General features: G+C 68.8%; 12 protein-coding genes. 5 read left to right on the forward strand and 7 right to left on the reverse strand.

Features of this window, described 5'->3' with window-relative positions; all coding sequences use genetic code 11:
• The first annotated feature begins 1 nt into the window (after window position 1).
• The gene (locus tag ABZS29_RS35405; RefSeq protein ID WP_355468870.1) at window positions 2–2,104 is read left to right on the forward strand and encodes a thiamine pyrophosphate-dependent enzyme; all 2,103 of its coding nucleotides are present in this window, start codon (window positions 2–4) and stop codon (window positions 2,102–2,104) included.
• A gap of 11 nt (window positions 2,105–2,115) precedes the next feature.
• On the opposite strand, the gene ABZS29_RS35410 is transcribed toward ABZS29_RS35405, so the two are convergent.
• Window positions 2,116–2,613 (reverse strand): DUF1992 domain-containing protein, encoded by a 498-nt coding sequence (locus ABZS29_RS35410; RefSeq protein WP_355468872.1) that lies wholly within the window; start codon window positions 2,611–2,613, stop codon window positions 2,116–2,118.
• Window positions 2,614–2,706: 93 nt separating this feature from the next.
• Here ABZS29_RS35410 and ABZS29_RS35415 point away from each other — a divergent pair, with 93 nt between their 5' ends.
• The 3 genes from ABZS29_RS35415 to ABZS29_RS35425 are packed head-to-tail and all read left to right on the forward strand — an operon-like array spanning window position 2,707 to window position 6,019.
• Window positions 2,707–3,288: a hypothetical protein gene (locus tag ABZS29_RS35415; RefSeq protein ID WP_355468873.1), complete on the forward strand. Its 582-nt coding sequence runs from the start codon at window positions 2,707–2,709 to the stop codon at window positions 3,286–3,288.
• 32 nt (window positions 3,289–3,320) lie between these two features.
• The gene (locus ABZS29_RS35420; RefSeq protein WP_355468875.1) at window positions 3,321–4,865 is read left to right on the forward strand and encodes an aldehyde dehydrogenase family protein; all 1,545 of its coding nucleotides are present in this window, start codon (window positions 3,321–3,323) and stop codon (window positions 4,863–4,865) included.
• Window positions 4,862–6,019 carry an FAD-binding oxidoreductase gene (locus ABZS29_RS35425; protein WP_355468877.1) on the forward strand — a complete coding sequence of 386 codons (1,158 nt, stop codon included), beginning with the start codon at window positions 4,862–4,864 and terminating at the stop codon, window positions 6,017–6,019. The genes ABZS29_RS35420 and ABZS29_RS35425 overlap by 4 nt, the downstream gene beginning before the upstream one ends.
• A gap of 109 nt (window positions 6,020–6,128) precedes the next feature.
• Here the strand turns inward: ABZS29_RS35425 and ABZS29_RS35430 are convergent, their stop codons facing one another.
• From ABZS29_RS35430 to ABZS29_RS35440, 3 genes are all read right to left on the reverse strand, one after another.
• On the reverse strand, window positions 6,129–6,746 hold the full coding sequence (locus ABZS29_RS35430; protein WP_355468879.1) for a hypothetical protein: 618 nt from the start codon (window positions 6,744–6,746) through the stop codon (window positions 6,129–6,131).
• A 206-nt stretch (window positions 6,747–6,952) separates the two neighbouring features.
• Window positions 6,953–8,287 (reverse strand): aromatic amino acid lyase, encoded by a 1,335-nt coding sequence (locus tag ABZS29_RS35435; RefSeq protein ID WP_355468880.1) that lies wholly within the window; start codon window positions 8,285–8,287, stop codon window positions 6,953–6,955.
• Window position 8,288: 1 nt separating this feature from the next.
• Window positions 8,289–9,302 carry an ornithine cyclodeaminase family protein gene (locus tag ABZS29_RS35440; RefSeq protein WP_355468882.1) on the reverse strand — a complete coding sequence of 338 codons (1,014 nt, stop codon included), beginning with the start codon at window positions 9,300–9,302 and terminating at the stop codon, window positions 8,289–8,291.
• Window positions 9,303–9,366: 64 nt separating this feature from the next.
• Here ABZS29_RS35440 and ABZS29_RS35445 point away from each other — a divergent pair, with 64 nt between their 5' ends.
• Window positions 9,367–10,050, forward strand: a complete 684-nt coding sequence (locus ABZS29_RS35445) for a hypothetical protein (protein ID WP_355468884.1) — start codon at window positions 9,367–9,369, stop codon at window positions 10,048–10,050.
• 1 nt (window position 10,051) lies between these two features.
• On the opposite strand, the gene ABZS29_RS35450 is transcribed toward ABZS29_RS35445, so the two are convergent.
• Genes ABZS29_RS35450 through ABZS29_RS35460 form a run of 3 tightly spaced genes read right to left on the reverse strand, consistent with a single transcriptional unit; the run spans window position 10,052 to window position 11,518 of the window.
• Window positions 10,052–10,438 carry a pilus assembly protein CpaE gene (locus tag ABZS29_RS35450; RefSeq protein WP_355468886.1) on the reverse strand — a complete coding sequence of 129 codons (387 nt, stop codon included), beginning with the start codon at window positions 10,436–10,438 and terminating at the stop codon, window positions 10,052–10,054.
• Window positions 10,439–10,448: 10 nt separating this feature from the next.
• Complete coding sequence (locus ABZS29_RS35455; RefSeq protein ID WP_355468888.1) at window positions 10,449–10,817, reverse strand: hypothetical protein; 369 nt, start codon at window positions 10,815–10,817, stop codon at window positions 10,449–10,451.
• Window positions 10,814–11,518, reverse strand: coding sequence for a D-alanyl-D-alanine carboxypeptidase family protein (locus ABZS29_RS35460; RefSeq protein ID WP_355468890.1), 705 nt, complete (start codon window positions 11,516–11,518; stop codon window positions 10,814–10,816). Before ABZS29_RS35460 ends, ABZS29_RS35455 begins: the two co-directional genes overlap by 4 nt.
• Window positions 11,519–11,681 lie beyond the last annotated feature (163 nt).

An 11,681-nucleotide genomic window follows, 5' to 3' on the forward strand; every position in this document is an offset into this window, starting at 1 on the left:
CATGACCGCGGTCGACGAGCGGTTCGCGGAGCGCGTCCGCGCGCTCAAGCCCGCGCCGTGCGACTACCCCGCCGACCTGCTGCGCAGCCTGTACGACGCTCAGCTCGGCAGCCGGCACGCAGATCTCGCGGCGCGGTGGATGCAGACGCAGGGGCACGGGTTCTACACGATCGGATCGGCCGGTCACGAGGGCAACGCGGCCGTCGCCGCCGCGCTCCGGCCGACCGACCCGGCGCTGCTGCACTATCGCTCCGGCGCCTTCTACCTGGCCCGCGCGGACCAGTGCGGTGTGAAGGACGGGCTGCGCGACATCCTGCTCGGCGTCGCCGCGGCGACCAGCGAACCGATCTCGGGCGGTCGGCACAAGGTCTTCGGCCGGCACGACCTCGCGATCATTCCGCAGACCTCGACGATCGCATCGCACCTGCCGCGGGCGATGGGGGTCGCGTTCTCGATGGCTCGGGCCGCGAAGCTCGGCGTACCGTCGCCGTGGCCCGCTGACGCGATCGTGGTGACCAGCTTCGGCGACGCTTCGGCCAACCACTCCACGGCGACCGGCGCGATCAACGCCGCCCTGCACGCGTCGTACCAGGGTTTGCCGATGCCGTTGCTGCTGGTGTGCGAGGACAACGGCCTCGGGATCAGCGTGCGGACGCCGGACGGCTGGATCAAGCAGGCCTACGGCCAACGCCCCGGTCTGCGGTACTTCGATGCCGACGGCACCGATCTCGCCGCGACCCTGACCATGGCGACCGAGGCCGCCACGTTCGTCCGGCGGAATCGGCGCCCGGCGTTCCTCCGGCTGCGAACCGTCCGGCTGCTCGGGCACGCCGGTTCCGACGTCGAGGCGGCGTACCGGAGTACGGCGGAGGTCGCGGCCGACGAGGTCCTCGACCCACTGCTCGGTACGGCGCGGCGCCTGCTCGGCGCGGGACTCACCGCCGACGAGGTGATCGACCTCTACGAGGACAAGCGCGCCGAGGCGATGCGGATCGCCGCCGAGGTGTCCGGTCTCCCGCAGTTGTCGTCACCGCAAGCGGTCGCCGCGCCACTGCGCTTCCCCGATCCGGCAACCGTCGCGCAGGCCTTGCCGCAGCGCACATCGACCACGGAACGCCTCACCCTCAGTCAGTCCATCAATCGCGCGCTGAGCGACGTACTGGCGTCTTATCCGGAAGCCATGGTTTTCGGTGAGGACGTCAGCCGTAAAGGCGGCGTGTACGGCGTCACCCGCGGACTGCAGAAGGCGCACGGCGCGGCCCGGGTCTTCGACACCCTGCTGGACGAGCAGTCGATCCTCGGACTCGCGCTCGGCGCCGGCGTTTCCGGGCTGCTGCCGATTCCGGAGATCCAGTACCTGGCTTATCTGCACAACGCCGAGGACCAGCTCCGCGGTGAAGCGGCGTCCCTGAAGTTCTTCTCGCAGGAGCAGTACGCGAACCCGATGGTCCTGCGGATCGCCGGCTATGGCTACCAGAAAGGCTTCGGCGGCCACTTCCACAACGACGACGCGATCGGCGTCCTGCGCGACATCCCGGGCATCGTGATCGCCTCACCCTCGCGCCCCGACGACGCAGCGGCCATGCTGCACGCCTGCGCCGCGGCCGCGCGATCATCGGGCACGGTCAGCGTCTTCCTCGAACCGATCGCGCTCTACCACCGCCGCGACCTGTACGACGTGGCCGACGACGCGTGGACGACGCCGTACCCGACCGAGCCGGTGCCGATCGGCCGCGGCCGCACGTACGGCGGGGGTACCGAGCTGACGCTGGTGAGCTTCGGCAACGGGGTGCCGATGAGCCTGCGGGTCGCGGCGCGGGTTCCCGGCGTACGGGTTCTGGATCTGCGTTGGCTGGCGCCGTTGCCGGTCGAGGATTTGTTGCGTGAGGCAACGGCCACCGGCCGGGTGCTCGTCGTGGACGAGACCCGGCGATCCGGTGGCGTCTCCGAGGGCGTCCTCGCGGCACTGATCGACCACGGCTACACCGGCCGGATCGCGCGCGTCACCTCGGAGGACTCGTTCGTCCCGCTCGGCGACGCCGCGCGTCAGGTCCTGCTCAGCGAGGAGACGATCGAGACCGCCGCTCGCGCACTGCTGTCGTGAAGAAACCGAGATCAGCTGAAGAGCCGCTGCCAGAACGACATCTTCTGCGACTCGGCGGCGGTCTCGGCGGCGACCCGCGCGGCAGCCAGGCGGCGCTCTTCCAGCCACTGCTCGTGATCCGCGCGCCACTGCTCGAGCGCCGCCTCGGCGTCGAGCTTCCCGACCGGGATCACCGGGCCGGTCGTGTCGCGGATGGCGAGCACAATCCGCTTGTTCAGATCCTCGAGATACTCGCGCACCTCGGACTCGCGCCGCATCTTCGCGACCTTCTCGCGGACCTGCGCCTTCTCCTTGCGCAGCAGCACCGGCACCGGCAGCAACGCCTCGGTGTCGATGTTCTCCCGCCGGATGAAGTCCTTCACCCACCAGTCGGGATCGTGCTTGTCCGCGAGCTTCAGCGGCTTCCCCGCACCCGCCAGGTTGTCGAACTCGCCGGCCTTCTCGGCCTCGCGCAGTTGGTGGTCGATCCACTCCTGCATCGACATACTCGGGGGCTTGCGGCTCGTCATCGTCGACACCTCCCACTGGGGTACGGATGTCCATCCTAAGGGCTTGTGAATGCAATCACAAGAGACGCTGGACCACCGGCCGATACTGGAACCGTGACCGATGACGAGATCGCCGCGCTGAGTCCGGCAGAGCGGCGGGACCTGATCCTGCGGCTGGTACCGCGCCCGGACGGCCTGCCGTCGGAGCGCACGATCAACCGGATCCGTAAGTGGCGGACCGTGCTGATCCTGCTCGGTTCGCTCGCCCTGATCCCCTGGACGGTCTACTTGGCCGTCACCTTGCCTAATCACTACGTGGCCCGGCACTGGGTCGCGACCTGGGTCGGCTTCGACGTCCTGCTGCTCGCCACGCTCCTGTGGACCGCGATCGCCGGCTGGAAGCGCCGCGTGATGGTCTTCCCGACCGCTGTCGTCTCCGGCGTACTGCTGCTCTGTGACGCCTGGTTCGACGTCCTCACCAGCCAGCGCAGCGACCTCATGCAGGCCGTCCTCAGCGCCGTGCTGCTCGAGGTCCCGCTCGCCCTGATCCTGATCGGCGGCCCTCTGAAGCTGATGCGCTACCTGGCGGTCCGCTACGGCGTGGTCGACTCCCACACCCACTTCTGGAGTCTCCCGATCCCCGTCCCCGACCTCTACCCGAATCGCCAAGTGCCGACCAGGGGTCCCCAACCCTAAGCTGGGCTCTCACCGTCCGAGAGGGGAAGTCGATGGGTTCCGAGGTGTTGTCGGTTGTGGCCGGCGAGCGGGTTGCGGAGCCGGTACGGCGTACCGAGTCGACAAACCCGGCGCGGTTGAGCGATGTCGTCGGGACCGTGGGGAGCGCAGGCCCGGAGGTGTTCGTGCGGGCGGCCGAGGCGGCTCGGGCCGCGCAGGGCGCGTGGGCCGCGACGCCGGCACCGCAACGCGGTCAGGTGATCGCCAACGTCGGCCGGTTGATGACCGCCAACAAGGAGCGGCTGGCCGCGCTCGTCACCCGCGAGATCGGTAAGCCGATCGCCGAGGCGCGCGGCGAGGTCCAGGAGATCATCGACACCTGCGACTTCTTCATCGGCGAGGGCCGTCGCCTCTACGGACAGACCGTGCCGTCGGAAATGCCGGACAAGCAGTTGTTCACCTTCCGCCGCCCGATCGGGACGGTCGCGGTGATCACCGCGGGGAACTTCCCGGTCGCGGTCCCGTCCTGGTACATCGTTCCGGCGCTGCTCTGCGGCAACACGGTCGTCTGGAAGCCGGCGGAGTACTCGGCGGTGCTGTCCGACGCGTTCTACGAGCTGTTCGCGCACGCCGGCGTACCGGCTGGGGTCTTCAACGTCGTGTACGCCGACGGCCCGGACACGTTCGCGGGGTTGGAGCAGTCGCTCCAGGCCGGTCTGATCGACAAGGTCGGCTTCACCGGATCGAGCGCGGTCGGCACGCAGATCGGCGAGCTGTGCGGCCGGCATCTGCAGACTCCCTGCCTGGAGCTCGGCGGCAAGAACCCGATGGTGATCAGCGCGAGCGCCGACCTCGACCTGGCCGTCGAAGGCGCGCTCTTCTCCGGCTTCGGTACCGCCGGCCAGCGCTGTACGTCGCTCGGCACGGTGATCGTGCACGAGTCGATCCACGACGCGTTCGTCGAGCGGTTCGCCGCGGCGGTCGCGGGTGCGGCGATGGGTGATCCGACGCAGGATGTGTTGTTCGGGCCGCTGCTGGACGAGAAGTTCGCGGCCGGATTCGAGAAGTCGCTCGGCTGGATCGCGGCTCATCACCGCGTCATCGGCGCAACCGGTCGGGTCGGTGCGGACAACCCGCGGGATGGGTTCGTCGGTGATCCCGAGGGTGGGCTGTTCTATCACCCGGTGATCGTCGACGGCGTGCGTCCGGACGACGAGCTGTTCCTGAACGAGACCTTCGGCCCAGTCGTCGGCATCACGACGTACTCGACCCTCGACGAAGCGATTGCTCTGGGCAACAAACCGGGCTACGGGTTGTCCAGCTCGATCTACACCACCGACCCGAACGAGGCGTTCCGGTTCGCACAGGGCATCTCGGCCGGGATGGTGAGTGTCAACAACTCGACGTCGGGCGCCGAGGCGCATCTGCCGTTCGGCGGGAACGGCAAGTCGGGCAACGGTTCGCGGCAGAGCGGGATCTGGGTGCTCGACCAGTTCACCCGCTGGCAGTCGATGAACTGGGACTACTCCGGCAAGCTTCAGAAGGCGCAGATGGATACCGAGACCGTCGAGGCCGACCTGGACTTCCTGCTGCCATGAGCCAGGCTCTACCAGAGGCCGCCGACGTGGTGATCGTCGGCGGCGGCGTGATGGGGACGAGTATCGCGTTCCACCTGGCCGAGGCCGGCGTCGAACGCGTGCTGCTGCTCGAGCGGAACGCGCTCGGTTCCGGCTCGACGTCGAAGGCGGCCGGCGGCGTCCGCGCGAACTTCTCCGACGACCTGAACATCGCGCTCGGCGCCCGCAGCCTGGAGGCGTTTGCGAACTTCGGGCAGCGGCCCGGACAGGAGATCGATCTGCATCGGGTCGGCTACCTGTTCCTGCTGGAGAACGACGACCAGCTCGAACTGTTCCGCGAGAGCACGATCCGCCAGCGCGCGGTCGGTCTGCCGACCCGCATGATCGGCATCGACGAGACCCTCTCGCTGGCCCCGATCCTCGCTCCCGACGGGTTGGCCGGCGCCTGCTTCTCTCCGGCGGACGGGCACTGTACGCCGGAGTCCGTCGTACTGGGGTATGCGACCGCCGCCCGCCGGCTCGGCGCCACTCTCGTCACCGGCTGCGACGTCCTCGGCATCGATGCCGTCGGCAACAACATCAGCACGGTCCGGACCAGCCTCGGCTCGGTTCGCACCAGCACGGTGATCTGCGCCGCCGGCGCCTGGTCCGCCGACCTCGCCGCACCCCTCGGCATCAACCTGCCGGTCACCCCGCTGCGCCGCCAGATCGTCGTCACCGAACCGATCCCCGACCTCCCGCCGACCCTGCCGATGACGATCGACTTCACCAGCACGTTCTACTTCCACCGCGAAGGCCCCGGCCTCCTGATCGGCCTCTCCGACCCCGACGAACTCCCCGGCTTTCACCTCGACCGCACCGACGCCTGGCTCCCCCGCCTCACCGCCGCCATGGAACGCCGTACCCCCACCCTCCTCGACGTCGGCCTCACCACCGGCTGGGCCGGCCTCTACGAAGTCACCCCCGACCACGACGCCCTGATCGGCGAAGCCGACACCCTCTCCCGCTTCCTCTACGCCACCGGCTTCTCCGGCCACGGCTTCCTCCAAGGCCCCGCCGTCGGCGAAATCATCCGAGACCTCTACCTGGGCCGCAAACCCTTCGTAGACATCACCCCCATGAGCGCCACCCGCTTCGCCACCCACCACCCCCGAACCGAACACAACGTCGTCTGAGGTGTACCGACGGACTGGTGATACGCGGGTGATCGGGCGCTGAACAGGCGTGCGGGAGGCTCAGAAGGCGGTACGGACGTGACGTACTAACAGTCGGTCGGTACGCCGGTCAGCGCTGGGTGGGCTCGTCGTGGGGGACGCACCACTCCGGCGGCCAGCCGCGGTCGATGCAGTACTGGCGGAGGATTTCTTCGCGCGTCGGCGGGCGGCTGGTGGTCGTGGTGGGCTTGGTCGGCACGGGGGCCTTGGTGGTTTTGGTCGTCTTGGGCGGGGTGGTCGGCTTGACCGGTTCCTTGCGGGCCTCGCTGGTCCGCGTGACATTCGGCAGCCGGACCGGCGTCTTGCTCGGGGTCGGCGTCAGCGTCTTCCGGGCAGTCGGCGTCTTCGTCGGTACGACGGGAGTCGGCGTCGGAGTATTCGACGAGCCGGTGATGTACACCGCGCCGGCGTCTCCCCCGTCACCTCCGAACAGCCCGACCGCGGACAACGACCAGAAGACGACCCCGAGTACGACGACCATCGCGCCGACCCCGGTGAACACGGCGCGCTGCGAAGGACCGGCGTACCGGCCGATCGGGCCGCGGACCGGAGCGCCCTTGCCGTCGACCCAGAACTGCCAGTCGGCGGGCGCGGGGGGCCAGGACGGATCCGGCCGCCAGGTTTTCGGGGGGACCCAGCTGCGGCGGGGCGGCGTCGGCCAGTCCGGTGGGACCACGAACCGCTTCAACGACTTCCTCCATATCCGCCACACGCGCGCCAGGCTACTGGATACAACCAGTCGCCTCCTACCCCCGGAAGGCCGGCTTTACCTTCTGAACGACACAGCGGGGGTGCGGGCTACTTGCGACACGCCCACAGACCGCGTGTCGCGCTGGATTCACCTCCAAACTCTTGCCAACCGACCGCTCCGGATCTTGACGGTGCCGGATCAGCTCAGGGCTCCAGCACGGTCTCCAGCAGCCGGGTCAGGTCCGCACCGAACGGCCGATCCGCATCGATCGGCGGTACGACGTCCGCGACCGCCTGCAGACGCGGCGGGAGCGGCCGGTCCGCGAGCGTGAAGGCCTGGTAGACGGCGAGCAGTTCGCAGGCGGTGACCTCGCGGGTCAGCCGGATCGCCTCGGCGAGGTTGCCGACCGCCTCCCAGGAGAAGGTCTGGACATCTTCCTGCCCGTTCGACGTCTCCGCCGTACCGATCGCCGTCGGCAGCGTGAGCCGGCGCAGCCGATGCGTCGTTGCCACCGCTCGCTTGTGCACGGCGACCAGCCCGGCCTGCGGGCCCGGTTCGCGCGCGAGCTGCGCGGGCAGCCCGGTGACCGCCGGATCCAGCAGCCGATGCAGTCGCGCCGCCGAGACCTCAGCCGCATGCGCAAGCGCCACCACGAGGTGATCGCAGTACGCCGTCAGGTCGATTCCGTGGAAGCCCGCCGTACCCACGAATTCACCGCCCAGGTACGCCGGCGAGTCCGTCACCCCGTCGAACGCCCGCCCGACCGCCGCGTCCAGATCCGCGATCGACCGCCGTACGTGCGCGATCACCTGGCCGGCCACCCGGAACGACACCGGCGCCTGCAAACCCCGCGGCGCGTCCTCCGGCCCGGCCAGCTCGAGCAACCGCGCCAGCTCTTCAGCCAGTACGTCGTCCCCGCGTCCCGCACCCACCCCGTACGGCGCTCTGTTCGCGCCCACCACCGCAATCGCCCCAGCGGCCACCGTGGTCAGGTGGTCAGCCAACCGCCGAGCCCGCACCACATGGAGAGCAGCCCGCCCGGTCGCGCCGGGAATCCCAGCCAGCAAGGCAATCCCCTCCTTCGGCCCGAGTTCGACGAGCGGTCCGAACGCGTGGGCGAGCGGGATGATCTCCCCCGCCGACCCCGCTCCTTCGGCCGGGATCCGGGGCAGGTCACCACTGTTGATGAGAGCAACCAATTGCTGGACGAGCTCGACGGACACCCCCGAGTCCCCGTTCAAGAACGTCCGAAGCCGACCGAGCAACACCGCCCGCGCCTCGTCATCCGGCAACCACGGCGGGCCGCCGACGGCGCGACCGAGCAACAAATTCCTTTGGTGGACACGCTGTTCGGCTTCGGTCAACCGAACCTTGCTCATCGCACCCATCCCGGTATTCACACCGTAGACAGGCTCACCGCCCGCCAGTGTCCGCAGTACATCGGCGCGGATAGCAGCCAGCCGATCGAGCAGCGGCTCGGCAATCTGGAGAGGCAGAGCGCTACTGGGATCGACATCAGACGCCTGGTTGATCAGCATCTCAGTGGAACCGCAGCATCGTGCCGACATCCGCCGCTTCGGCCTTCTGCAGAATCAGATAAGCGATCGCCACATCCAGCAGCGACAACCCGCGATGCCAGAAAAGGTTGCGCTCGGCATCGTTCTCACGGCCCGGCTTCTCGCCCGCGACGATCTGCCCGAGTTCGGCGTACAAGGTCTCCGGCGACAGCCGCCCGGTATCCACATGCCGCCGCAGCGCTCCGAACCGCCCCGACTGCGCCTCGCGCCAGTCGTCGACCACGACCTTGTCCATCACGTCCAGCAGATCCAGCTCGACCGCACTCACCGTCCCGTACGGCACGACAAAAGAGCCCGGCCGCACCGCCGCGGTTCGCAGCAGCGGCTCAGGCTCCGTCAGCCGAGTCGCCTCGACAATCACATCCGCCCCGTCGAACGCCTCCTCAGCCGTCGCCACCACCCGCACCGGCGTCGACAGCTCCGCGGACAACTCGGCAGCGAACTTCTCCCGGGACTCGGACCGCCGCGACGTCACCCGGATCTCGTCCAGGTCGAACAGGTCATCAAGCATCGTCACGTTCCACCACGCGGTTCCCCGCGCGCCGGCGTGCCCCAGGATCTTGCTGTCCCGCCGCGCCAGATGCCGCGCGCCGACCGTCGTCATCGCGCCGGTCCGGGCCGCGGTGATGAAGGTGGCGTCCAGCACAGCCAGGGGTACGCCGGTGGTCGGGTCGAACAGGGTCGCCATCGCCAGCTCGCTCGGCAGACCGCGCTGATAGTTCGGCACGAAGTCGCCGACCACCTTCACGCCGCTGATGCCGTGCGCGCCCAGGCCGTCCAGGTGACCGCGCAGGACGTTGAAATGACCGATCCCGCCGTTCGACGGCATCAGGTGCACCCGCGGCTCGAAGCTGGTCCGGCCGCGACCGTGCTCGCCGACCGCCACCTCGACCGCGTCGACGATCTCGGTCCGGGTGAGTCCCAGCGAGTCGATGTCGGGGCCGCTCAGAAAGCGCAGCCAGATGCCCTCGGTCACCAAGTCTCCTTCGGTCGTCGTGCTTCGATACTAAAGTTCCGCGCCCGGTGGCTAGTTTCGAAACATGAAGACGGTGATCGGGCACTCCCGCACGGACAAGGTGGTGCTGTTCGGCGGACTGCCGCTGGTCGGGCTGGCGCTCGGCTACTTCCTGCCGCGGATCGCGGACTGGGCCGCCCGGCAGAAGTGGGTACCGTTCCAGGGACCGCTGGAGCTGATCGCCGGCTGGGACGGCTGGTGGGTCGTCGTCGTCTGCATGGTGGTCGGCCTGCTCGGCGGTGCACTGCTGGCCGCGATCGCGCTCGACGACACCCTCAAGGTGACGATCACCGACGAATCGGTCGAGTTCGCAAAGAACGAGAAGACCGTCACGGTGCCGCGCCACAAGGTCGCCACGGCGTTCCTGGACGGCAAGGAGATCGTGCTGCTGGATGCGACCACGCGCGAGCTGGCCCGGGAGAAACACGACCAGTTCACGTCCGAGTCCCCGCAGATCGCGGCAGCGTTCCGCGCGCACGGCTATCCGTGGTCGGACGGCGGCGACCCGCACGAACACCGGTACCGGCGTTGGGTCGAGGACGAACCCGACCTGCCGCCCGGAGCGAACGCCGTACTGAAGGCGCGGGCGAAGAGTTTCGGCGACGGGGACAAGGGCAAGGCCGACCTGCGGGAGCTCCGCGAGGAGGTGGCCAAACTCGGCTACACCGTGAAGGACAAGGAAAAGAAGCAGTACTGGCGGCCGAACTGACTCACGCCGACAACAGATGCAGTACGGCGGCCGCGTAGGCCTGCTCGGCGTCCGGGGACGTGTGCGTGGAGCTGGTCAACTCGACGGCATACCCGTCGGGGACGGCCTCCAGCCGGCGGAAGTGCGAACCCAGCAACGCCCGCAGCTGCTCCTCGCGAGGGAGCCAGATCACCTCGCGTTGCTCGATACTGTCCAGCGCCCACTCGGTGGTGCCGTTGAAGCCGATCACCTTGCTGCCCTGGTAGTCGTGCACCTCGACGGTCATGTCGCTCACGACGAACACGTCGTCGTCCATGTCCCGGTCCGGTACGACGAACCGATCGCCGGCCGCGGGTGCCCACAGGACACCCGCCTTACGTAACCGTGCGGCCTGCTCGAGAGTGATCACCCATCCAGTGTTACCGGTCGAGCGCCGTACGCAACTCCGCGGCGCGGTGAGCGATCCGGTCCCGGCACTCGGTGGTGAGCGGCAGGTCCAGCAGTGCGGTCGCCTGCAGGTGCGACAACCCCAGCTCCTGACGCAACCGGCGTACGGCGGTCTCACGGTCACCCGCAGCAGCCAGTACGGCGGCCACCTCGTCCCGGCGCTCGAACGCGGCCAGTACGCCGTCGTAGATCTCCAGCTGCGTGTGCGCCGACCGATCCGGCTCCAGCGCAGTCTTCTTCGCGGTGTCGTGGCCCCGGACCACCTGCCGCCACAGGGCAGGGACAGTGAGCCGGCCGCGGCTGTAGCGCGTGGGCAACGGGTGTGCGTACGTCATCGTCATGATCTGCTCCTGGCCACTGAGTGGGGTTCACGGGGTGGGCATTTCGTTCCTGGCGCTGTCAGAGCCTCGAAGTGCCAGAGTTCGTTGTCGTAGCGGCGGCAGACGCCGAAGCGCCAGCCGTTCTTGTCCAGCCACTGCATGGCGGCCACCGGCTTGATGTCGACGGCCTTGCCCTGCACGTGGGCGGAGTCCTTGGGCGGCAGCACCCAGCGGCTCGCTGCCTTGGCGGAGCCGTACTTCTTGATCGCGTCGTCGAACAGCCGCTGCTGCTTGGCGGCGCTGCGCCGGCCGGAGTTGATCTGGATCGTGATGCCGTCGGCGCGGGCCGCGACGATCGCCTTCTTCAGCCGTGCGCGGAGCTTCGGCGAGAGCCCGTTGATGTTCTGCTCGCCGTACTCGGAGGTTTTGCGTGGCGCCGGCTTGGTCGGGGAGGGCTTCTTCGGGCTGACCGTCGGCTTCGGCTTCGGAGTCGGCCGGGCCTCCGGCGTACGAGTGGCGAGCTTCGTCGGCTCGGCGGCGCTCGGCGCGTTGAGTCCGGAGACGACCGGCTCCTTGTCGGCCTCCGGCGAGAGGAAGTCGCCGAGCTGCGTGTGCCAGATCAGCAGCGATCCGACGACGGTCACCAGCACAGCCGCTCCGGTCACGGACAGCAACCGGGACCGCATCGGACGGCGTGGCCGCTGCGGTAGCTGTTCGGTCATGGGGTACAGCCTCTCGGATTGCCTCGGTGGCCACATCGGTCCCAGGGACCGTCCTCGCGGGCCGCGAGTAGGCCCTGAGTATCAGTTCGGACGCGCGGACTCGTCCGAAAGTTGGAGACTTCCCGACCGCTGTGACGAAGCGTTACTCATGACCGGATGACTA

Source organism: Kribbella sp. NPDC005582, from assembly GCF_040605415.1.
In the GTDB taxonomy this organism is placed as follows: Bacteria; Actinomycetota; Actinomycetes; order Propionibacteriales; family Kribbellaceae; genus Kribbella.

Bases quoted from the DNA above. Each gene is read 5' to 3' on its own strand.
- ABZS29_RS35455 (WP_355468888.1), bottom strand. From the start codon at position 10,817: ATGACGATGACGTACGCACACCCGTTGCCCACGCGCTACAGCCGCGGC.
- ABZS29_RS35405 (WP_355468870.1), top strand. From the start codon at position 2: ATGACCGCGGTCGACGAGCGGTTCGCGGAGCGCGTCCGCGCGCTCAAG.
- ABZS29_RS35425 (WP_355468877.1), top strand. From the start codon at position 4,862: ATGAGCCAGGCTCTACCAGAGGCCGCCGACGTGGTGATCGTCGGCGGC.
- ABZS29_RS35420 (WP_355468875.1), top strand. From the start codon at position 3,321: ATGGGTTCCGAGGTGTTGTCGGTTGTGGCCGGCGAGCGGGTTGCGGAG.
- ABZS29_RS35445 (WP_355468884.1), top strand. From the start codon at position 9,367: ATGAAGACGGTGATCGGGCACTCCCGCACGGACAAGGTGGTGCTGTTC.
- ABZS29_RS35410 (WP_355468872.1), bottom strand. From the start codon at position 2,613: ATGACGAGCCGCAAGCCCCCGAGTATGTCGATGCAGGAGTGGATCGAC.
- ABZS29_RS35460 (WP_355468890.1), bottom strand. From the start codon at position 11,518: ATGACCGAACAGCTACCGCAGCGGCCACGCCGTCCGATGCGGTCCCGG.
- ABZS29_RS35435 (WP_355468880.1), bottom strand. From the start codon at position 8,287: ATGCTGATCAACCAGGCGTCTGATGTCGATCCCAGTAGCGCTCTGCCT.